The sequence below is a fragment of the Psychrobacter sp. JCM 18902 genome (assembly GCF_904846615.1).
Taxonomy (GTDB): Bacteria; Pseudomonadota; Gammaproteobacteria; order Pseudomonadales; family Moraxellaceae; genus Psychrobacter.
Genome location: NZ_CAJHBK010000001.1, coordinates 2161989 through 2183287, shown reverse-complemented (window position 1 = coordinate 2183287; position 21299 = coordinate 2161989). Strand labels below are relative to the sequence as shown.

Below are 21299 nucleotides of genomic sequence, written 5' to 3'. Positions count from 1 at the left end.
CTTAACGGCAAAAGAATTTAAGCGTCATCCATTACCGTAAATACTAAGCCTTCACCTTCTACAAATCTTACTTGTACAGATTTGTCAATCACGTGCTCAGGTAAGTTGTCTCGTAAGCAATAAGTTCCCGCTACTGACACCAAAGAAGGGTTAAAAACTTGACAAAAAATACGAGCATCTTTGTCACCAGTAGCGCCAGCAACCAAGCGACCTTGGGCACGACCGTAAACGTGCAAGCTATTATCGGTAATCGCTTCCGCCCCGCTATTGACACTATTGGTCAAAATCAAATCACCGCCCACGTGATTTAGGCTTTGTCCTGAACGTAGCATTTGATCGTAAATTAGGCTGGTAATATGCTCAGCGCTCACCAATGTCTCTGATGTGGTGGTTGCTATCGTTGTTTCTGTGTTTGACTCGCTGATGGCTGCAGTATCATTGGTGCTGTCTGAATTGTTACTGGTTGAATTGGTACTGTCTGAATTGGTACTGTCTGAATTGGTACTGGCTGATTCTGTATGTTTATCATCGGGAGCTTTGCTTACTTGAGCTGCAGCTTTCTTGCTAGGTAATATACGCTCAATACGTTTGCCATCAGCAGGGAAGATGGCCAATCGCTGTTCACGGGCTTGCGCATCTAGTGTGCCAGTCACGACGCCAATAGGTTGTAAGCCCCACGACCATAAAAGCTCTACCAATGCTGAGAGATCCTGTTCAACCTCGCTATCGATAAGGATAGGGATATTGCTAGATTTATTACTAAGCGTTGCGGCAAGCTGGTCGTCTATCGCACTTAAATCATCTGTGCTAAATTGCAAACGTGAAAAAGTCAGCATCTTGCCATAAAATGCCAATGCTGGTAATGCTGGCGCGGCGCTCGAGCCTTGGCTGTCGTTGTCTGAAACTGTCATATATAAATCCTCAAGAGATAATTCTGTCGCTGTATTCACGGTGTTGTTTTTATTATCGAGTCATACCATTCATTTGCTTGCCCTGCCTAATGTTTTTTAGGCAGGGCGTGCTATTAGCAGTATGGATTATAGATGAAGCATCTCTTGATGCTTCCACTGCTGCACTTTTACCTGCGCTTCAAATTCTGTCAAACTGTCATCAATGATACTCGAAATCAAGGTATCTAACGCAGTATTATCCGTATCGATACTGGCAATGCCGTTGGCAATCGCTACCATCAATGAATCGAGGCGTTCGGGGTCTAGAAGGCGTTTATTCAGTGCGTAAACGACATTTTCGCCTATATTGTGCCCGACGTGTTGCAACTGTGATTCAATCAAGCTACCGGCAATCGGTATCATGCGTAGGTAGCGACGCAGCTCAGGCGTATTGGCCAAACCCTCTTCAATAGCATTGCCCATCTCGCTGGCTAATATACTGCCGCCACCTGATGATGCCGTCAACTCCTGCAGTTTTGGTGCTAGCTCTGTGCGCAGTATCGACAGCACTGCTGCCTCAATCTCGTTACGATTACGAGTTATCGTTGATTCAATAAAAGATTTATGCGTTTTAGGATCGGTCAGTTGCTGCCGAAAGTTTTGGATAGTCGTCAATATAACGCGGTCGGACAGCTCTTCTAGTAATAAGTCGATATAGAACCTAATCCGATTGATCCATGGCTGCGGCAGCACTTGGTAACCAAGCTGGTATAAGCGTCGCCCAATGATGACCGCTCGGAATAAACGTAAGGCACGCAGCTGCGGAAAGCACCCCAATACTTCATACCAATGTACAAAAGGAAAAAAGAACCAGCGATAGTAGACGTTTTGTTTAATCGCAATCGCCCAACGTAGCAGTAGCTCAAAGATCAAAAATAGGGTAAAAAATCCACCAGCGGTACGCAAAGGCTCATGTAAGGTATTTTGATACCAATTGAGAGCATCGCTAATACTGAGCCATCCTGCGGCATTGCTACTAAAGCTACTCATCAAGATAGCATCAATACTAATCAATAATAGATCGATACTGATGGCAATAATCATCACGATATCGTAAGTGAGTTTTAAGCGATTTGGCGTTGGTCGGTTTGGCGGTGGCAGCGTATTATTAGGCGGCTGATTGGATACAGGCGCTGAGTCTAGAGGCAGGCTAGTAGAAGAGGAAGCGGGCACAGTCAAACCTTATAAATGATAAATAGCACGAAAAATAAGCGGCTCAAATAGTACAGGGCTATCAAGTCACTAACGGTCAAAAAGTCATGGGCTCATGACTATTCACATTATCAATGAATAGAGCCAAAAAACAACCCATCTTTCATTATAATTACGCATTATCATTTATGAGTGGGGGTTTACAGTCAGCATTTACGAATCGGCATTTTAAACAACCGCGCTCGATCGTAGTTTTAAAACGACTTAAAGTAATTCACTGTTGTATGCCGTTGCTCTGTTAACGATGTCTCTAAGCGCTCGGAGCTTTAGGGTTTGTTTCAAACTCAGCCAACATATCAGTAATACGCTGATCTTTTTGCTGCCAAATTTGCTCTACCCAATCAAACATTTGAGATTTTACCGCGTCATCATTTTCGTAACCACCATTTTTAATACCGTTAAATAATGCATCAGGCATCTCAATATAACGCACATCGACGCCCAAACGCTTGATGTTACCTTTCCACAAATCACTATAACTTGGCACACCATCAGGATAAACGATGGTCATATCTAGCATGCCATCGATGTCTTCGCCTAGCGCGTTAATGGCTAAAGATAGGCCGCCTGCCCGTGGCTTCAATAAATGCGTATAAGGAGACTGTTGCTTTGCATGTTTGGCTTTGGTGAAACGCGTGCCTTCTAAGTAATTTAACAAAGTAAAAGGTTTGTCTTTTAACAGGGCACAGGCACGTTTGGCTTCTTCGATGTCTTTGCCTTGTAGAGCAGGATTTTTAGCGACGGCTTCTTTAGAATGCCGACGCATCATTGGGAAGTCTAAAAAGTAAAAGGCTTGACCCACAATCGGAATGTAAATCAGTTCAAATTTGGTAAAAAACCGTGTCAATGGCAAGCGTTTTTCACTAATGTACTGCACGATACTGGTATCGACCCAAGACTGATGATTGCTGACCAGCAAATATTTGCCATTGATGTGCACGTCATCGGGTAAGCTGATGCGCCAATCTTTACGTGGCAACATGTCATCGATCAAGGCACTGTTGCTACTGATCCAATAAGTCGCGATTTTGATGACCGCTTTGTCTGCGATAGGAGCACCAGTGATGACTTTGCCGACACCCATTAACCATAAGGGAATACTACCACCGAAGCTGTTGGCTGCAATAACCCCAGTCGCTGTCGCAAGTGAAACGGCTTTGCCTAATTTAGGGTTGCGTTCGTGTATTTTTCGAATAGTGGATGTCAATCGCATGCTAAATCCTTTTCGGTCAGTCTTATTAGTATATAAATGATTCATTGCCAGTTTTATTGCACAATTTTAGCAGAAACGGTTCAGAGTGTACGAGTGTAAACGTGACTTGTGATAACACCTTGCGCTAATGGGTAGTGAAAAGTGAGAACACAAACGTATCCAATCACTGTGAAAGTCTCATTAAATCATTCTGCACTTCTCATACACAGGTGTGACAAAATATTACACATGATTAGATTGTAATTGCCATAATAATGACGAGTGTATATTAAGCATGTAGATGGAATTAACAGAAAATATTTATAAAAAGCACACTTTGTCTATAATTTTTTAAACTTAAGAGGAAATATTATGCGTAATACATTAATGATTGCAGCAGTAGCGTCAGGTCTAGCTCTTAGCGGTTGTGCTACTGATCCAAACACTGGACAACAACGCTTGAACAAAACTGCCATTGGTACATTGGCAGGTGCTTTAGGCGGCGGTGCAATTTCAAAAGCAACAGGTGGTGATAACACAGGTCGTGATGCCGCGATTGGCGCAGCTTTGGGTGCTGGTGTTGGTTACTACATGGAGCGTCAAGCCAAGCAGCTTGAGCAGCAAATGGCTGGTACGGGTGTAACCGTTACGCCAAATGCGAACGGTAATATTGACCTAGTAATGCCAGGCAACATCACGTTCTCATTTGATGATGCGTCTTTAAACCCATCATTTAGACCAACGCTTGATAAGCTTGCATCAACGCTAAATGAGTATAACCAAAACACGATAACCGTTGCTGGTCATACTGATAGCAAAGGTTCTGATGCTTATAACATGAAACTGTCACGCGATCGTGCTTATGCAGTAGCCAACTATTTAAGCGCACGCGGTGTGGCTTCTAGCCGTATCAATGTCGTCGCTTATGGTGAGTCTCGTCCAGTTGCGGATAACAGCAGCGAATATGGTCGTCAGCAAAACCGCCGTGTTGAATTAACCATCAATGCGCCAAACAACGTACGTTAATTCATATGATGGTTTAGCTGTCATTATAGTGTTAAAAAAGGTCAGTGATAAACTGGCCTTTTTTTATGCCTGATATTTAGATTTGAAATTAAAAATGATTTTATGTATCAGGATTCCGTTATCTTTAAATCAATTTAGAATATTTCTGATGCTTTTATTTATAAAACAATCGTTAGCTAAATGGTTACATTAATATTAATTAAATATTGATAATGATTATCAATAACACTATAATTTACAAAGCTTTGTTATCGTGGCGATACTAGGGTAGGTTGTCAGTTCATTTGAGGCTTTTCTAAATGGACTAAAAATAGCTAAATTTTGTCTAATAGTATCAAATTCTGGTCAATATCTTGATATTATGGGCGCTGTTTTTCTCATTTTTATCAGCGTTATTTAAAATGAGGATATGCCCTAATGCTCTTTATTCAAAGCCCATTTTTCTTTTGCGATACTTTTTGAGGATATGTATGACGATTACCACAGTAACGAGCCGTAAGATTTTACCAACTACTTTAGCTGCTGCGCTTGCAGGGTTGTTAATGGTGTCGGGTTGTACCAAGCAAGCCAAGGAAGACACGGACACTAACGCTGATACGCAAACAGCGGTGCAAGACACAACCGCTGCAGATACGACGAAACTATCAGCGGTTGATCAAGCTTATACCGATAGACTGATGATCAGCTATGCCAACATGGCGCATGCGGCCTATAAAGATTCGCTAGATACTGCTAAAGCCTTGCAAACGGCAGTAGAGACCTATGTGACAACACCAACCCAAGCAAACCTTGATGCGGCAAAAGCGGCGTATAAAGCCGCGCGCCAGCCGTATTCGCAAACTGAGATTTTCCGTTTTGATGAAGGCTTTGTGACAGCCAATGATAAACGAGCACTCGGTAGTATCGATGGTTGGGAAGGACAGGTAAATGCTTGGCCACTTGATGAGGCGCTGATTGATTACGTTAGTGATGGTTATGAAGGTGAATACAATAGCCAAGACAATATCATCAATAGCGATAGCATTACGGTCGGTAGTATCAAACAAGATACCAGTACTATTACTCCTGAGCTATTAGCAGAAATGAATGAGATTGGTGGCAGTGAAGCGAATGTGACGACCGGCTACCATGCGATTGAGTTTATGCTGTGGGGACAAGATAACAACGGTGTTGGCGAAGGTGCAGGCAACCGCCCAGTGACTGACTATGTAACTGAAGCGGGTCAATGTACCAGTGGTGAGACGGTCAATGCAGATGCTGGTATATGTGAGCGTCGTGGCGCGTTCTTGAAAGCAGCGACTCAATTACTGGTTGATGATTTGACTGCAATGGAAGCTGAGTGGCAGCCTGAGAGTGAGAATACCTTACGTAGCGACCTGATGGCTCGCAAATACGATAATGGTCTACGCCAAATCATGTATCAGATGGGCAGCTTAGCATTGGGTGAGCTTGCTTCTGAGCGTATACAGGTTGCGTTTGTAACGGGCTCTACCGAAGATGAGCACGAATGCTTCAGTGATTTGACCCATCTAAGCTATGCCAACAATGCCCGTGGTATCCAAAATGTCTTTAACGGCAACTATAAGACAGTCTCTGGTAAGAGCGTTGGTGGTTATGGTGTTAAAAACTACCTCGTCGATACCAACAACAAAGAAGCGGCTGATAAATTGGCGACTGACTTTGCTAAGGTAGAAGCCGCCTTTAATGTGATCGTTGAAAAAGGTGAAAAAGAAGGTATCAAAGTTGATCAAATGATTGCCACCGCTGGTCAAGTAAGTAAACAAGGTATTTCAGCTGAAGAGCAAAATACCCGTCGTAGCTGGATTGAAAATAGTATCACTAGCCTACAAGAGCTGACAGCGGGTATCGAAAATGCGGCAAAAGCGGTCGGTATTGACAATTTAGATGCTGACGCAGGTTCGCAGTTTTAACCGATCACGAATTTACTGGCTTAACAGTGATTGACATAGTATTGATCGACATAGCATTGATAGATAATGCCTGACAAGTCGTTATAAGCTAATGAGAATTATTTTCATGGAAAAATAATTTAGGTATAATACACACGTTGTCGACTACCGTTGGCAGCGTGTTTTTTTACCATATTAAAATAGCCTGATAGGTCAGTACGTAATTACATTGCTGTACCTTATCGACTAGAAGTGAAACACTTTATAGCATGCGATTTTAATGGTTCTAGATTAGAACTAAGGTACTCTTTATGAACACCACGATGAACACCACAAATATCTTTAAAGCCAAAACCCCTGCCTCTTTTTATGCGCCTTTTGTCAGCAAAACCACCCTGTTAAAGCCAATGCTTGGTATTCTATGTGTGCTATCCCTTAGTGCTTGTCAGCCGACGGACAGTGTTTCTGATGACGTTTCTGAAAATGAAAAATCTGCCATTAATAATGGTGACAACCCAACGCTAACACCTGAACGCCTCCAAACCATCGAAACGCTCGCTGGCGTACCAATGCAGCAATTGGCAAGCTTTGATCCGCAAGAGGTCAAGCAAGGTGGCGATACAGGAATCAGTATTAGCAGCGCTGAGAGTTACTCTAAACCTTCATCAAACTTGACGGCATCACGAAAAGGGCATTTCTTTATTGGTAATGCGTTCTTTCGGCAACCCTGGGTGATTGCCCCTGCCAGCACCGACAGCCGCGATGGTCTGGGCGCATTGTTCAATGTTGCTGCCTGTCAGTCGTGCCATGTCAAGGACGGTCGCGGTCATGCACCGATGACCAGTGATGACGATGCTGATAGCTTGCTTATTCGCCTTGCGATGCCAGCGACCACCGATGAGCAGCGTCAGCAACTGCAAAACTCACTTATCGAAAAAGTCGTTCATCCTATGTATGGTGGTCAGCTACAAGATCGAGGCATCCAAGGTGTGCCTGCTGAAGCCAGAATTGCAGTCCAGTGGACAGACAAGCCCGTTACTTTTGCAGATGGTCATATCGAAACATTGCGTGCGCCCACCTTTAATTTAACCAAACCGGGTTATGGGGCATTTGATGATGATTTGATGGTGTCGCCGCGAGTGGCTTTACCGATGATTGGGCTTGGATTACTTGAGCAAATACCGGATGAAGCGATTAAAAAACAAGCGGTTGATAATAAAAACAGTACGAATGGCGATATCAGTGGCAAGTTCAATTGGGTCATGGATCCACAGACTGGCAAGCATGCTCTTGGACGCTTTGGCTGGAAAGCAGGGCAAACCAAGCTGATTACTCAAAACCAAAGTGCTTTTAATGAAGACATGGGCTTGACCTCAAATATACGTCCTCATGAATCCTGTATGCCGACACAGACGGCTTGTATGAATGCGACAACTGGGGCTGATGAGCAAGGCAATGGCAAGCCGCCCGTTGAAGTCAATGATGAAGTGGCTAAGTTTGTGGAGTTTTATACGCGAAATTTAGCCGTACCGCATCGGCGTGATGCTGACGATCAGCTAGTATTAGCAGGTAAAAAACGCTTTTATGATATGGGTTGCCAAAGTTGCCATACGCCAAGATATCAGTTGCCAAAAACTGACGATGACCATCTTGAGCAGCATGGACAAGTGATTTATCCTTATACGGATTTGCTATTACATGACATGGGTGATGATCTTGCCGATCGCACGATTGCTGGAAAATTACCCGCAAAAAATATCCAAGTTGAGTTTTTAGCGAATTCTTATGAATGGCGTACGCCTGCTTTATGGGGCATTGGTCTGGCGCAAACGGTCGATCCACAAGCGACATTTTTGCATGATGGTCGTGCCCGTACGTTGATGGAAGCGGTGCTATGGCACGGCGGTGAAGCCCAGAAGCAACAGCAAAAAGTACTCAAACTCGACAAACAAGGTCGTTCTGAATTGAATGCGTTCTTACAGTCATTATAGAGATAAAGTCATTTATCTATGCTAAATGACTGAATAATGGCTAAGAAAATAAGTAAGTGTTGATAAGGTTATCCGCCCAATCAAACACTAGAGACTAGAGCTTGTAAAGATTAGAATTTAAACCATTATTGATAATAATATTGAGAAATTTATGAAAATGAACCATGCTTTAGCGGTGGCCTTATCGGCCTTAAGCGCAGGCTTGCTGATCAGCTGTGTTAAACCGGCTGATGACAATAAAGCGCCAGAAGTAGATAGCCAAAAAGTTGCGCAAGACAGTGCGGCATCTACCAGCGCAGCAGAAAAAGATAGTAGTGGAGATAAAATTACCGCTGTCGATATTAGTGCCGAGACTGAAAAGACCTATTTGACCCATGTGGCAAATGACATTGTCATTCCAGCCTATGCGGATGCCGCAAAGCAGAGTGATTTATTGCATGATTTGGCACAAAAGCATTGTCAGCAAGCACCAGTCAGCGGTGACGAGTTGCAAGCACTGCGCGATCAATGGCTAGTGCTGGCACAAGCATGGGCAGGCGCTGAGATGATTAACTTTGGTCCAGCGACCGCCAGCATGAGTAATTTATATATCAATTACTATCCTGATGAGCGCGGTCTGGTACACAGTGGCGTTGCGGATCTAATCGCTGCCAATCCTAAGCTCACCGCTGAGCAATTGGCTAACGAGAGCGCCATCGTGCAAGGGGTGCCAGGATTAGAAGAAGCGTTATATGCCAATGACAGTCTGGATGCTGCTCAATGTGCTTATGTGATGAGTGCAAGCAGTGCTTTGAGCACGCGCCTAAAAGATATTGAGAAAAACTGGCAGCAAAATGCCACTAATCTATTAGCCACTGATAAAACGGCTGACAGCGATCAAGGATTGAATCAATGGTTTAATTCTTTACTCTCGTTGGTTGAGACCATGAAGTCTAATGCCATCGATCAACCGTTAGGCTTAACAGGAAAGGCAAAAGGTCATTTGCCAGCCGCTACCGCAGAGCAAAGCCGTGCCATTATCAATGCTAAATTGGCGACATTGAATGAAGCACTGACAGATCCCGTTTTGACAGCTATTTTGGGCAGCAATAATGAAAATGAAGTCGCGGATAACTTATCGACCGCGCTTGCTGATGCCACTACACTATTAGCGCAAATGCCAGAAGACTTAGGGACTGCCGATAAAGCCACTCAACAAGAGCTGTTTGATCACCTCACGACTATTACACGTATTATTAAGCGCCAATTGATTCCGACGCTGGGTATCCGTGTGGGCTTTAACAGTACTGATGGCGATTAAAAAATGCACTCTATCGATACTAAGACAGCAAAAAAATCACAGCCGCAGCCAGAAGATAAGCAATCTAATAATGAGCTGTTGGCAACATCAGCATTGACGATGCTTTCTACTATAATGGGTACCGTAGCGCTTGTCGGTATTCATCATCGTTATCGCAAGCAGCGTCAGGCTGATGCCCGCTTGCAGGATTATGTCGTAGGCATACGTTCGCAGTTGCAGTCGTTAACCTCTACACCAACACCCCAGCTAGCACGGTTTAGTTACGCTTGTCAGCAAGCCGCTACTGCATGGCAACACGCTTATCATTTATCGCTAGATGATAAGAATAATACCAACCATCATAGTGTCGCTGACTTTAGCGCGGCACATACCACCACCGTATTGACGCGACCCATTTGTTGGGTTAGCGGCGTGGCGTCTATGCCAAAAAATAGCGCCTTAGCAAATGATGATCAGCGTGCTGACAATGATTTTGGTGTGGTTGGTATTGATGCTGAGCGACAAATTGTTTGGCAAACGACCATGCCTGAACGTGTCCATGATATTGTCGTTCAGCCTGTGCTTAGTGATCAAGATAGTACGATGAAGAATCATAGCAGTCGTGACGTCGTGGTGATGGGGCGTCGTCCGAGCGAAAATTTTTGGGTATTAGACACAGCAACTGGACACGTGAAATTTGCCATTAACGCTGCAAACAACCGTCATTTTTATGGACACGCTTGTTATAGCTTAGACGGTGAATTGCTGTATGTGACCGAGAATGACACCATAAGTTTGGATGGTAAAATCGGTATCTACGATGCTTACGATAATTATAAAAAAATAGCAGAGTATGACTCGTATGGTATCGGTCCGCATGAGCTGATTATGCATCCTGATGGCGAGACGTTGGTGATCGCTAACGGCGGTATCAAAACCGAGCAAGCGTCGCGTGAAGAGCTAAATCTAGACAGCATGTGTCCTTCATTGGTTTACGTTAATCGTCATACTGGTGCTTTAATTGAGCAGATTATGCCTGAGCACAATCAAATGAGCGTGCGTCACCTAGCCATGCATGACGATGGAACGGTGATGATAGGTATTCAATTCCAAGGTGAAAAACATATTAATGTACCGTTAGTATTGACGCATAAGCGCGGTGATGCTGATTTTAAAGCGCTCATTATGCCCAATGATCAATGGCAGCGCTTTCATCAGTATATCGCCAGTGTAGCGGTCGATAGTGCGCGTAACCTACTATGCGTGACCACACCTATTGGCGGTTGTGCAGCGATTTATGATTTAAACACTCGCACCTTAATAAATGACGTTAGCCTACCAGATTGTGCAGGGGCAGCAGTGTTTTTGCGGCAAAGTACTAATAATACAGCCAATCATTATGAGCGATCAGGTTTTATCGTTAGTGATGGTCAAGGTCAATTGACCAGATTAACGATCAATGATTTATCTATACCAAACTCAGACATCGTCACTACAAATCAAGCTATCGTTAAAGACAGTCAATGCCATATGATGTCCTTTGATAATCACTTGCAAGCGCTCTGAGCATGAATGTACTGCCAGCATATCAGTCTCGCTTACTAGAAAAATCGATACAGCATTTGGCGCAAGCAGGTATTGAGCTACATATCAGCAAAAAGCGGGTGAAAAATATCAACTTTCGCTTAAAGCCACATCAATTACTGGTATCTGTACCACTATTTATTAGCCCAGCTGAAGCTGCGCAGGCTGTGATGAAACGCGTGTCATGGGCGATAGCAAACCATCCGCAAGTATTAGAGCAGTATAAACGGCAACAACTTGCTTTAGCGCAAGCTTTAACTGCTGATAGTACTTTGCTATTGTGGGGTAAAGAGCAACCGTTCACTTTAAACCATGATGAAAAGCTTGCCTATTATCGGCAACATCTTTCTGAAGTGATACCTGCATTATTTGCAAAGTGGCAACCGATTATCGGTGCGACAGCCAATGAGATACGCCTAAAAAAAATGCATACGCGCTGGGGCAGTTGTAATACGCGTGCGCGCCGAATTTGGTTGTCTGTGTATCTGCCTGCTTATCCTATTGCGTGCACCGAATACGTCATCGTCCATGAGCTGTGTCATTTACATCATGCCAATCATAGCCGTGCCTTTTGGCATACGGTCGCAACCGCAATGCCTGATTATCAGCATTGGCACGATATGCTGGCAGGGAAGACTGGAAAGCTAGATTAAACGATTTATCTAAATAATATGCATAATCGTAAGGCATGTCCTCATTTTCATCACCATCTTTAAAATGAGACACGCTCTAATAAGCCTGATATGATAAGAAATAACGATATAAATCGTGTCGTTTAAATAATAAGTTTGTCTACAGGGATGTCATATGGAAAACGTCAATCAAGCGGAATTTTGGCAGCAGCGTTATGAGCAAGACAGTATCGGCTGGGATATGGGACAGGTATCGCCACCGCTCAAAGCCTATATTGACCAACTGCCCGAATCTGCCAAAGAGCAAGCGATTCTGGTGCCGGGTGCGGGCAATGCTTACGAAGTAGGTTATTTACATGAGCAAGGATTTACCAATGTCACCTTGGTTGATTTTGCCCCAGCGCCGATTGCAGCGTTTGCTGAGCGTTATCCTGACTTTCCAGTTGAGCATTTAATCTGTGCCGACTTTTTTGAGTTATCGCCTGAGCAGTATCAGTTTGATTGGGTGCTTGAGCAGACGTTTTTTTGTGCGATAAATCCATCACGCCGTGACGAGTATGTGCAGCAGATGGCAGCGTTACTAAAACCGAATGGTAAGCTGATTGGTTTGCTCTTTGATAAAGACTTTGGACGGGAAGAACCACCGTTTGGCGGCACAAAAGCTGAATATCAGCAGCGTTTTGAGCAACATTTTGATATTGAAGTCATGGAGCCAAGCTATAATTCACATCCTGCACGGCAGGGCAGTGAGCTGTTTATTAAGATGCGTGTAAAAGCGTAATTTCGTGCTCAATATTTTTTCTAGCCTGTTTTTCTAACCGTTCATAGTAATAATCTGTCAGATAAAGCGTTGGATGCGCCAGTAATTCTTTTAACACTGCCATGCGTCCGACGCGATAATCGTCATCTGAGACATGCGCATACTCTTGGCGTACAGCGTGAGCATAGTGTTCATACTCCGACCAAGATGACCCTAAAATACTTAAGTCCATATCTAGTAAATAAGCGGCATCGCTGTATTTTTCTCTCTCTTTAGTTTCGTTTGACCATTTGTCAATTTGATGACTAGCCGTCATCATAATCAGCGCATAGATATGTTGGCATTGCTCCGCATTTAAATAACCAATTAATGACTCTACTGCATATTCTGCACTTTTAAGCTCGTTATCTGAGCGCGTCGGTTCATATATCACATCATGATACAACAGTGCTAACGCAATGATATGCGGCTCATGCAAATTAGCCTTAACCTGATCGAACTGTCCAAATAATTGCTGAATATGCTGCAAGGTATGATAAGCACGCTGCGGCTCGTTATAACGCATGGCGATATCCTGCCAAAGTATGCTCACTTGCTCTAGCGTGATATGGCTACTCATAGCGGATAAATGCTGCGTAAAAATCGTACCAAGCTCAGTATTTAGTTGCGACAAATCGTCCATCATTAACCTTCGTTTGATAACTGCTGGCAATTTACAACCAACACATTATCCTTTATTAGCAGCATTTTCAAAGGCTTGCTTAAACACTTTACCCAATAAATTGACATCATCGACGCGTGCGTAGTTCAAACGGGTGACAAAGGCAATATGACGATGCGGTCCTTGCTCAGCGAGTGGTATCGCGACGGCATTTTGGTTCTGCAGATGCAGCTGATCCAATGCCATTTCTGGCACCAATGTCGTCCCCATATTGGCAAGTGCCATCTGTATAAGGGTGTTTAGACTGGCATCTGAAAAGCTTGATTTCATCTGTGCACGGTCAAAATGACAGACAGACAGGGTTTGATCGGTCAAGCAATGCCCTTCGCCGAGCAGCATAAGATTGGCGGTAGCCAGCTCATCCGCGTTGATGGTCTTAAGCTTGGCATGCACATCATCTTTTGGGAATACGGCAAAGAAATCCTCGCTCCAAAACTCAAAGCTGTGCAAACCATCGACCGCATAAGGCAGCGCAATAATAGCCGTATCAATATGACCGTAACGCACTTGCTCTAGCAAACGCTCCGTTTGTTGCTCAACGATGGTCATACGAAACTCAGGATATTGAGCACGCAGGGCAGGTAAGACTTTTGGCAGTAGATAAGGCGCAATCGTTGGAATGATACCGACAGTCATCGGATACGCCAGCGGCGATTGATGGCTATGGGCGCGTGTGGTCAAATCATTGACTTCAGAGAAAACTCGCTGCGCCCGTGTTAAAATGTCTTCACCGATAGGGGTAATCAATACTTGCTTATTATTACGCTCAAAAATCTGCGTATCCAGTTGCTTTTCTAACTCGGCAATCCCCAAACTCAGTGCCGATTGTGAGATATTACAGTCTTCTGCTGCACGTTTGAAGTGACGGTGCTTGGCCACTGCTAAAGCAAACTCAAGTTGACGTAAAGTAATCATAAAACCTCTCTATTAATGGGTTTTTAACGTGATATATTATGCTGATTCATTTGGTGTACCAATTCGATATCCAAACTCGATGTCATCTTAACGTAACCTAACGGCTGTATAGTGACTGACGCATGCTCTATAGTGGCTTACGCATAATGCACTGATGATAAAAAGTAGAGAGAATAGTTTAACAAGTTTAATAAAACAAAACATCACATTAAAAACTTTTAACTGGATTAACGATAGAATTCGCGTATAGTTTGTCAGGTAGCCCAAAGCAGTAAAGGCTTAATAGAAACAATCATACCAAGAAATTTTAATCAACTTAACTATCAATCAACTATAAAGGAGCCAATCATGGCGTCTATTATCAATCAAGAAATCCCAGAATTTTCAGCTGATGCGTACGTTAATGGCGAATTCAAAACCATCACTTCAGAAGATGTAAAAGGCAACTGGGCAATCTTTTTATTCTACCCAGCTGACTTTACCTTTGTTTGCCCAACTGAACTTGAAGACATGGCGGCTCATTACGACGAACTTAAAGGTTTGGGCGTAGAAGTATACTCAGTATCTACGGATACTCATTTCACGCATAAAGCATGGCATGATTCTTCAGAAGCGATCGGTAAAGTACAATACCCAATGATCGGCGATCCTACTGGCCGTATCACTCGTGGCTTTAACGTCATGATCGAAGAAGCAGGTTTGGCTGAACGCGGTACATTCCTAGTTGATCCAGACGGCTTGATTCAAGTTGCTGAGATTCATGCTGGTGGTATTGGCCGTAGTGCAAAAGACATGCTACGTAAAGTAAAAGCAGCCCAATATGTTCGTGAAAACGATGGCGAAGTTTGCCCAGCAGCTTGGGAAGCTGGTCAAGAAACGCTAAAACCAAGTCTTGATCTTGTTGGTAAAATCTAACTCTTGATTTAACGAACTGGCTCAATACTTTAGATATTTGTAGTGCTGTATATCCTACTTTGAGTTAAATGAGCATTATAAATGAAGACCCCATCAGCATAAGTTGATGGGGTCTTTTTATGTCATTTATCAATAAATGTTTTTATTTATGCATCGTGATAATAAGTGAAGCGCTAAGCATGAGATTGTAGTTTATTTTTATCAATTATCTTATAAATCTCATCTTTTAAATGCAGTTTTCGTCGTTTCATCAGTTCAATTTCTTCATCGCGACTGGTGTGTGTCACCAAGTTTTTATCCAACTGATTAATCTGCTGATCTAGCTGGGTATGCTCATCAAAGATCGTCGCAAAATGACTGTCTTTTAGCTTAAGCTCAGCAATAATGTCTTTGTTATCTTGCCATGTATCAGTCTTTCTCATGTTGTCATCCTTGTTATGAAGCGCAAGTTTGCAGTAAGCATCCGCGCATGGTCGTAAGATTTTTTTGATGAATTGCTATGATTCTGAGACTTGATTTTATTAAGCCAAAACACTATTTAGCTCAATATGGATAAGACCTAATAGTAGCAGAAAGCTTCTTTGATAAACTTGCATAAAAGACAATCTGCAACGAGGGAAATAAGAGTTTTTCCTATTAGCCTCATTTGATTGTAGCGAAAAAACAGCATTGTTACCATGAGAATAATCCACATATAGATTAATATTTAATTATGAATTATAATTAATGATTGGTTTTATAAAACATAAGGTTTGAGTTTCTCAGCTTGCCGAAACCCTCAGAACCTATGATAATAGAGACATCAAAGGGCATAAACTTATGGCCTATAAGATTTTACATAAAATTATTAATACCAAATAGTCTATATTTGAACGAGCAACATGACAGTTGCCGTTACATATCCAGTAATGATGAGGAACAAACATGATAGATAAAAGTTTATTAGATGCCATCAAAAGTTATAGTGAAAAAATGACTCGTCCAATTACCTTCGTATTGGGTAGTGGCGAACATAGTAAGCGTGCTGAGTTGATTGATTTTTTGACTAAAATCGCTGGCACCACAGATAAAATCAATTTTGATGCAACAGCAACTGATGACAGCTTACCAAGTCCAATTAGCTTTAAAGTGGTCAGTCATGTCGATGGTGCATTGACTGATACGGGTATTGTTTTTAGTGGTATCCCCGGTGGTCATGAATTTACCTCGCTGATTCTGGCTATTTTGCAAGCCGGTGGTCATACGCTAAAATTGGATGAAAGTATTCAAAAGCTGATTAAGCGTTTTAATAAGCCACTACAGTTTCAAACTTACGTATCGCTATCTTGCCACAGTTGCCCAGAAGTGGTACAAGCGCTCAACCAGTTTGCACTATTGAACGATGGTATTAGCAACGAGATGATTGATGGTGCTCTATTCCAAGAGCAGGTTGATGCTAATAACATCCAAGGTGTACCAGCGGTATTCTTAAATGGTAAACCGTTTGCCAATGGTCTCATCGACATGGCCAAATTGATTGGAAAGTTGCAAGAGCAGTTTCCTGACTTGTTAGCAGAAGCTGATGACGATGCTGAGCAGTTAGAGCAGCAAGATGTGACGATTATTGGTGCAGGTCCAGCTGGTGTTGCCGCTGCGATTTATACCGCTCGTAAAGGCTTAAAAGTGACGATGGTTGCTGATCGTATCGGCGGACAGGTGAAAGACACGCAGGATATCGAAAACTTGATTTCTGTGCCTTTAACCACGGGTACTGAGCTATCAGCGAACTTTGAAAAGCATTTACGCGAATACGATATTACTTTAAAAGAGCACGTCAGCGTCAAAGAAATCAGTGAGACAGAAGATGAAAACTATCGCATTCATCTAAACACGGGTGAGACGTTTGAGACACGCAGTATTATCTTAGCGACGGGTGCTCAGTGGCGTAAGCTTGGTGTTCCGGGTGAAGAAGAAAACATCGGTAAAGGCGTGGCTTTCTGTGCGCACTGTGATGGCCCATTCTTTAAGGGTAAAGACATTGCTGTCGTCGGTGGTGGTAACTCCGGTATCGAAGCGGCATTAGATCTTGCTGGTATCGTGAAGCATGTGACCGTGCTTGAGTTCGCGGATGATTTAAAAGCGGATCAGGTATTGATTAACAAAGCCAAAGAGAAAGATAATATCGAATTTATCACTGGCGCAGCGACGCAAGAAATTAAAGCGACTGATGGTAAAGTGACTTCGATCGTTTATCAAGAGCGCAGCACAGGTGATACTCATGAGCGTGACTTGGCAGGGGTGTTTGTACAGATTGGTCTAGTACCGAACTCTGCGTTTGTTAAAGGCTTTGTTGATTTGAACCGTTTTGGCGAGATTGAGATTGATGAGCGCTGCCGTACTGATCGCAAAGGTATCTTTGCTTGTGGTGACGTGACCACTGTGCCATTTAAGCAGATTAATATTGCGATGGGTGAGGGTAGTAAAGCGGCATTATCAGCGTTCGAGTACTTGGTTATGCAGTAAGCTTTAAATGAATTTTCTACAAGTTTAGATAAAAACCCGATGCTAAGGCGTCGGGTTTTTTTGCTTATAAATATGAATTAAGTACTATTCAGCCAACACCCCAACCACCGAAAGTATCTCACCTGCTTCATCTTCTTTAATTACGCGAGTTTCTTCAAGTGCTGCCTCTCGCCAAGCCTGTAGATGAGGATCGTTTAACATCGTCTCACAATACTGTTTGGTCGTTGATTTCAATACTATGCCAGAGGCATCGGCATACGTTTGCAAACGTAGAATAACTGGTGCGAAAAAAGCATCAGCAGCCGTAAATGAACCAAACAAGTAGCCGTCTTTTGAGCGCTCTTTCAGGCAATCTTCGAATATTGTTTCTATACGCGCGATATCATTTAAGCAGGCATTGCTGGGTTGTATCTTCGCCGTCGCTCGAATGTTCATCGGCATCTCACTACGAATGCCCATGAACCCTGAGTGCATCTCAGCGATGATGCTTTGGCAATAAGCGCTATTTATTCTGTTGCTGGTATTGGTCTCAGCGTCAGACTTCTTCAATCCTGTCCAAAGATCTAATTCTGTCAGATAGTCATTGGCATGAATGGCAAGCGCTAAAGTATCCCAGACCGTGACTTTTTCATCATCTTGACCATAGACTAAAACTGGCACTTTGCCTGTTGGCGCATGCTCATCGAGAATGGCTGTTGCGGATGGATGAAACAGCTCAATCAGTTGCTCATCAAAATCAATATTAAAAGCTTTGAGTAATAGCCAAGCTCGTAATGACCATGACGAATAGTTTTTATTGCCGATGATGAGTAGCGGTTTTTGCATAAAAAGTCCTATTGAGCTGTATAAGTAGTACTTTATTATGTGCTCAATATTAAAAATTAACCAGTCTATAGTTCAGTAATTCCAATAAAAAACGCCCATCCAAAATTTGGACGGGCGTTTTTTCAACAGTAGCGATTATATTTAAATCACTATCAATCGTCTAATAAATCCATACGCTTGGCTGCTTCGTAGATACCTGTTGAGCGGTTGCCAGTACGGCAAAAGATCAGCATTGGCTGTTCAGCTTGATTAAAGAAATCAGCAAATTCTTCGACATGGTTTTGATTAAGCTCACTACCAGCGAAAGACACTTCTTTATAAGCAAGACCTGCTTTTTTAGCAGCAGCTTCAATCTCAGCGCTGGTCGGTTGGTTCGGCTCTTCACCATCTGGACGGTTGTTAATAATGGTTTTAAAACCATTTTCAGCAATCATAGGTACTTGATCAGGGGTGATTTGTCCGGTAATACTAATTTGATGGCTCATAAGAGCTCCTTTTTATTTTTTAGCGTAAAAACGAAACTTTTGCGCTTGGATTAAAATATTTCAATAGGGTATAGCGGTTTTTTACAACAAACCTTGCATCAATGCGCTTTGATACAACAATTTAGCACGTGCACCTGTCCCGCAAAACATCAATATCGGTTTAGGCATCGAGCGATAAAACGCCGCAAACTGCTCGACAGTCGCCATGCTCAAGCGCTCATCATCAAAGGGTAAATGATGATAAGTAAGGTTGGCTTTTGCCGTCGCACTGGTAAAGTCGTCGCTATTGGGCTGCGTTTCTGTCTCGGCATCAGGACGAATATTAAGCACGGAGCGATAGCCAAGTTCAGCAATCTTGGTGCATTGGCTTGGATAAATTTGCTTATAAATGGTTAAATTATCGGTCATAAGTAGCTTCGGTCGCGTATATTAAAAGACGTTTGGAGGTATAGTATTGTAGCTAAGAGCCATTGTATAAAGGCTGTACTTTAGGTATCTCTTCTAAAGGCTGTATTTTTTAAGGGCTTATACCAATTTAGCATAACACAGCTTTTATCATATCTATATTTTGTCACAGCATAATAATAAGTATGCTTGATTGAGCAACATATGTCTCACAGACCGATTAGATATCTTTTAGCGCATTTACCGCATCCATCGTGCTTAAATAAACTTGACCTGAGAGGGTGGTAATGACCGGAGTATGCTCGATAATGTCCATTACTGGCCCTTTAATAAAGCTAAAGTTTAAATGTTTATTTTGGTTCAACAGTTCTTGATTGAGGCTAATCAGCATCTCTTGTCCGGTCAGGTCAATGTGATTGACCGCTGACATAATAAGTATGACCTCATGCGCTTCTGGGTATTGCTGAGTGGCTTGTATGACCCTACGATGGACAGATTCACTATTGCCAAAAAATAAGCTCTCATCGATACGCAGCATTAATAAATTGCTAAAGGTCACTACATCGTGACGGTTTATATTGCGAAAATGCCCTGTGCCAGCTAGCTGACCAACCACAGCGACGTGCGGTTTACTCGATTGCCAAATGAGGCTAGCAAACGACACCATCAAACCAATTACTAAGCCTGTATTTAATCCAAATATCAATACGCCGATGAATGCCGCCAAAAAGCTGGCCGCATCTAGACGGTCGCGTTGCCATGCCGATTTCAAGGTTGCCATATCAATGAGACCGATGATCGATGCCATGATGGTTGCGCCCAATAAAGCGTAGGGCAGTGGTGCGAGTGCCTTGCCAAAAGCGATTAAAGCAGCAATCATGACCAGCACAGTTACTAAACTTGCAACTGGTGTTTTGGCCCCTGAGTCGGCATTGATAGCGGTGCGCGAAAAGCCACCAGCGACAGTAAAGCCTTGAAAAAAGCCACCCGCCATATTGGCAAGTCCTAGTCCAGTCAGCTCGCTATTGGCGTTAAAAGTCTCACCGCGCAGGCGTGCATAGTTGCTGGCGACGGAGCTGCTAGAGACAAAGATAATCAATGCCATCAAACCTGCGCTAGGTAATAAATTCAGCGCTTCATCGAAGTCTGGTACATAGGGCAGAGTAAAGGTTGGTAAGCCTTGTGGAATATTCCCAATCGTGGCCACGCCGTTCGTGGTCCAGTGTAAGCTGATGCTCAAAACAATCGCAATACCGAGCAAAATAAGCGGAAATAGTCGCTCAGCCCATTTGGCATAAGATACTGATAACCAAGACTTCCATAGCCATTTGCTACCGTAGCGATTGGCCACCAACAGTGCAAAAGCAATGACGCCAATAACTAAGGTTAGCGGATGTAGCTGGCGTGCATAAAGTTGCATGCTTGATAGATAACCGATTAAGTTATTTCCCGCAATCGGAATTGCGGTCAGATATTTAAGCTGACTGATAAAAATCAATACGGCTGCACCACTGATAAAGCCTGCTGAAACGCCGCGACTGATAAACTGCATAATCCAGCCAAGCTTGAGCCGCCCTGCTAGCCATAACATCGTACCAACCATCAATGACAGTAAACTTGCCATCAATATATACTGCTGAGTACCCTCTGTAGCATAAGGGTGCAGGCTGCTGGCTGTCATAATCGCTGTAATAGCGACAGGCCCTACTGCTTGCACATTACTCGATCCTATCCATGCATAGACCAACACGGGGACGATGGCCGCGTAGAGTCCATAGACGGGTGGTAATCCTGCCAATACCGCATAACCTAAGCTTTGCGGAATGACGAGCACCCCAACTACCAACCCAGCAACAACGTCAGTTGGCAACGCAGACAGCTGGTATCGACGCAACCAAGCAGGAATCAGACGAGCGGCAATAGAAGGCATAGCAATATGTCATCACAATATATAGTCAATCCTATATAAATCAGATATGGTGTCAGGCTCGCTTA

At 43.2% G+C, this 21299-nt stretch carries 19 protein-coding genes; 9 read left to right on the top strand and 10 right to left on the bottom strand.

Annotated features, from left to right (window positions below; all coding sequences use genetic code 11):
• Window positions 1-17: 17 nt before the first annotated feature.
• The 3 genes from minC to JMY05_RS09000 form a co-directional block, all read right to left on the bottom strand.
• Window positions 18-911: a septum site-determining protein MinC gene (minC, locus tag JMY05_RS09010; protein WP_201614868.1), complete on the bottom strand. Its 894-nt coding sequence runs from the start codon at window positions 909-911 to the stop codon at window positions 18-20.
• 126 nt (window positions 912-1037) lie between these two features.
• Entirely contained in the window at window positions 1038-2099 is a 1062-nt protein-coding gene (locus JMY05_RS09005; protein ID WP_413786584.1) for a hypothetical protein, read from the bottom strand.
• 313 nt (window positions 2100-2412) lie between these two features.
• Window positions 2413-3375 carry an acyltransferase gene (locus JMY05_RS09000; protein ID WP_045444067.1) on the bottom strand — a complete coding sequence of 321 codons (963 nt, stop codon included), beginning with the start codon at window positions 3373-3375 and terminating at the stop codon, window positions 2413-2415.
• 351 nt (window positions 3376-3726) lie between these two features.
• Here JMY05_RS09000 and JMY05_RS14020 point away from each other — a divergent pair, with 351 nt between their 5' ends.
• The 7 genes from JMY05_RS14020 to JMY05_RS08965 all read left to right on the top strand — a co-directional run bounded on the left by JMY05_RS14020 (window position 3727) and on the right by JMY05_RS08965 (window position 12557).
• Window positions 3727-4380: an OmpA family protein gene (locus JMY05_RS14020; protein WP_045444070.1), complete on the top strand. Its 654-nt coding sequence runs from the start codon at window positions 3727-3729 to the stop codon at window positions 4378-4380.
• Between the two features lie 470 nt (window positions 4381-4850).
• On the top strand, window positions 4851-6311 hold the full coding sequence (locus JMY05_RS08990) for an imelysin family protein (protein ID WP_045444072.1): 1461 nt from the start codon (window positions 4851-4853) through the stop codon (window positions 6309-6311).
• A gap of 290 nt (window positions 6312-6601) precedes the next feature.
• Entirely contained in the window at window positions 6602-8281 is a 1680-nt protein-coding gene (locus tag JMY05_RS08985; RefSeq protein ID WP_413786570.1) for a di-heme oxidoredictase family protein, read from the top strand.
• Between the two features lie 151 nt (window positions 8282-8432).
• Window positions 8433-9581: an imelysin family protein gene (locus JMY05_RS08980; RefSeq protein ID WP_045444075.1), complete on the top strand. Its 1149-nt coding sequence runs from the start codon at window positions 8433-8435 to the stop codon at window positions 9579-9581.
• 3 nt (window positions 9582-9584) lie between these two features.
• Entirely contained in the window at window positions 9585-11126 is a 1542-nt protein-coding gene (locus JMY05_RS08975) for a DUF1513 domain-containing protein (protein WP_201614866.1), read from the top strand.
• 2 nt (window positions 11127-11128) lie between these two features.
• Entirely contained in the window at window positions 11129-11797 is a 669-nt protein-coding gene (locus tag JMY05_RS08970) for a M48 family metallopeptidase (protein ID WP_045444078.1), read from the top strand.
• 154 nt (window positions 11798-11951) lie between these two features.
• The gene (locus JMY05_RS08965) at window positions 11952-12557 is read left to right on the top strand and encodes a methyltransferase domain-containing protein (protein WP_045444081.1); all 606 of its coding nucleotides are present in this window, start codon (window positions 11952-11954) and stop codon (window positions 12555-12557) included.
• Here the strand turns inward: JMY05_RS08965 and JMY05_RS08960 are convergent.
• Window positions 12535-13221 carry a hypothetical protein gene (locus JMY05_RS08960; RefSeq protein WP_227678150.1) on the bottom strand — a complete coding sequence of 229 codons (687 nt, stop codon included), beginning with the start codon at window positions 13219-13221 and terminating at the stop codon, window positions 12535-12537. The genes JMY05_RS08965 and JMY05_RS08960 overlap by 23 nt on opposite strands.
• A gap of 42 nt (window positions 13222-13263) precedes the next feature.
• On the bottom strand, window positions 13264-14172 hold the full coding sequence (locus JMY05_RS08955; RefSeq protein WP_045444087.1) for a hydrogen peroxide-inducible genes activator: 909 nt from the start codon (window positions 14170-14172) through the stop codon (window positions 13264-13266).
• A 348-nt stretch (window positions 14173-14520) separates the two neighbouring features.
• Between JMY05_RS08955 and ahpC the strand changes: the two genes are divergently transcribed.
• Window positions 14521-15087: an alkyl hydroperoxide reductase subunit C gene (gene ahpC / locus JMY05_RS08950; RefSeq protein WP_045453533.1), complete on the top strand. Its 567-nt coding sequence runs from the start codon at window positions 14521-14523 to the stop codon at window positions 15085-15087.
• A gap of 173 nt (window positions 15088-15260) precedes the next feature.
• Here the strand turns inward: ahpC and JMY05_RS08945 are convergent, their stop codons facing one another.
• Entirely contained in the window at window positions 15261-15509 is a 249-nt protein-coding gene (locus JMY05_RS08945) for a YdcH family protein (protein ID WP_045444089.1), read from the bottom strand.
• 502 nt (window positions 15510-16011) lie between these two features.
• Between JMY05_RS08945 and ahpF the strand changes: the two genes are divergently transcribed.
• Window positions 16012-17589 (top strand): alkyl hydroperoxide reductase subunit F, encoded by a 1578-nt coding sequence (ahpF, locus tag JMY05_RS08940; protein ID WP_201614864.1) that lies wholly within the window; start codon window positions 16012-16014, stop codon window positions 17587-17589.
• Between the two features lie 84 nt (window positions 17590-17673).
• On the opposite strand, the gene JMY05_RS08935 is transcribed toward ahpF, so the two are convergent.
• The 4 genes from JMY05_RS08935 to JMY05_RS08920 all read right to left on the bottom strand — a co-directional run bounded on the left by JMY05_RS08935 (window position 17674) and on the right by JMY05_RS08920 (window position 21234).
• Entirely contained in the window at window positions 17674-18414 is a 741-nt protein-coding gene (locus tag JMY05_RS08935) for a glutathione S-transferase family protein (RefSeq protein WP_045444090.1), read from the bottom strand.
• 152 nt (window positions 18415-18566) lie between these two features.
• A complete protein-coding gene (locus JMY05_RS08930) occupies window positions 18567-18899 on the bottom strand; it encodes a TIGR01244 family sulfur transferase (protein WP_021813753.1) in 333 nt (110 codons plus the stop codon).
• Window positions 18900-18980: 81 nt separating this feature from the next.
• Complete coding sequence (locus JMY05_RS08925) at window positions 18981-19307, bottom strand: beta-lactamase hydrolase domain-containing protein (protein ID WP_045444092.1); 327 nt, start codon at window positions 19305-19307, stop codon at window positions 18981-18983.
• A gap of 217 nt (window positions 19308-19524) precedes the next feature.
• Window positions 19525-21234, bottom strand: coding sequence for a SulP family inorganic anion transporter (locus JMY05_RS08920; protein ID WP_201614862.1), 1710 nt, complete (start codon window positions 21232-21234; stop codon window positions 19525-19527).
• Between the last annotated feature and the right edge of the window lie 65 nt (window positions 21235-21299).

Coding starts and splice junctions, on each gene's coding strand:
- minC (WP_201614868.1), bottom strand. CDS start 911: ATGACAGTTTCAGACAACGACAGCCAAGGCTCGAGCGCCGCGCCAGCA.
- JMY05_RS09000 (WP_045444067.1), bottom strand. CDS start 3,375: ATGCGATTGACATCCACTATTCGAAAAATACACGAACGCAACCCTAAA.
- JMY05_RS14020 (WP_045444070.1), top strand. CDS start 3,727: ATGCGTAATACATTAATGATTGCAGCAGTAGCGTCAGGTCTAGCTCTT.
- JMY05_RS08990 (WP_045444072.1), top strand. CDS start 4,851: ATGACGATTACCACAGTAACGAGCCGTAAGATTTTACCAACTACTTTA.
- JMY05_RS08985 (WP_413786570.1), top strand. CDS start 6,602: ATGAACACCACGATGAACACCACAAATATCTTTAAAGCCAAAACCCCT.
- JMY05_RS08980 (WP_045444075.1), top strand. CDS start 8,433: ATGAAAATGAACCATGCTTTAGCGGTGGCCTTATCGGCCTTAAGCGCA.
- JMY05_RS08975 (WP_201614866.1), top strand. CDS start 9,585: ATGCACTCTATCGATACTAAGACAGCAAAAAAATCACAGCCGCAGCCA.
- JMY05_RS08970 (WP_045444078.1), top strand. CDS start 11,129: ATGAATGTACTGCCAGCATATCAGTCTCGCTTACTAGAAAAATCGATA.
- JMY05_RS08965 (WP_045444081.1), top strand. CDS start 11,952: ATGGAAAACGTCAATCAAGCGGAATTTTGGCAGCAGCGTTATGAGCAA.
- JMY05_RS08960 (WP_227678150.1), bottom strand. CDS start 13,221: ATGATGGACGATTTGTCGCAACTAAATACTGAGCTTGGTACGATTTTT.
- JMY05_RS08955 (WP_045444087.1), bottom strand. CDS start 14,172: ATGATTACTTTACGTCAACTTGAGTTTGCTTTAGCAGTGGCCAAGCAC.
- ahpC (WP_045453533.1), top strand. CDS start 14,521: ATGGCGTCTATTATCAATCAAGAAATCCCAGAATTTTCAGCTGATGCG.
- JMY05_RS08945 (WP_045444089.1), bottom strand. CDS start 15,509: ATGAGAAAGACTGATACATGGCAAGATAACAAAGACATTATTGCTGAG.
- ahpF (WP_201614864.1), top strand. CDS start 16,012: ATGATAGATAAAAGTTTATTAGATGCCATCAAAAGTTATAGTGAAAAA.
- JMY05_RS08935 (WP_045444090.1), bottom strand. CDS start 18,414: ATGCAAAAACCGCTACTCATCATCGGCAATAAAAACTATTCGTCATGG.
- JMY05_RS08930 (WP_021813753.1), bottom strand. CDS start 18,899: ATGAGCCATCAAATTAGTATTACCGGACAAATCACCCCTGATCAAGTA.
- JMY05_RS08925 (WP_045444092.1), bottom strand. CDS start 19,307: ATGACCGATAATTTAACCATTTATAAGCAAATTTATCCAAGCCAATGC.
- JMY05_RS08920 (WP_201614862.1), bottom strand. CDS start 21,234: ATGCCTTCTATTGCCGCTCGTCTGATTCCTGCTTGGTTGCGTCGATAC.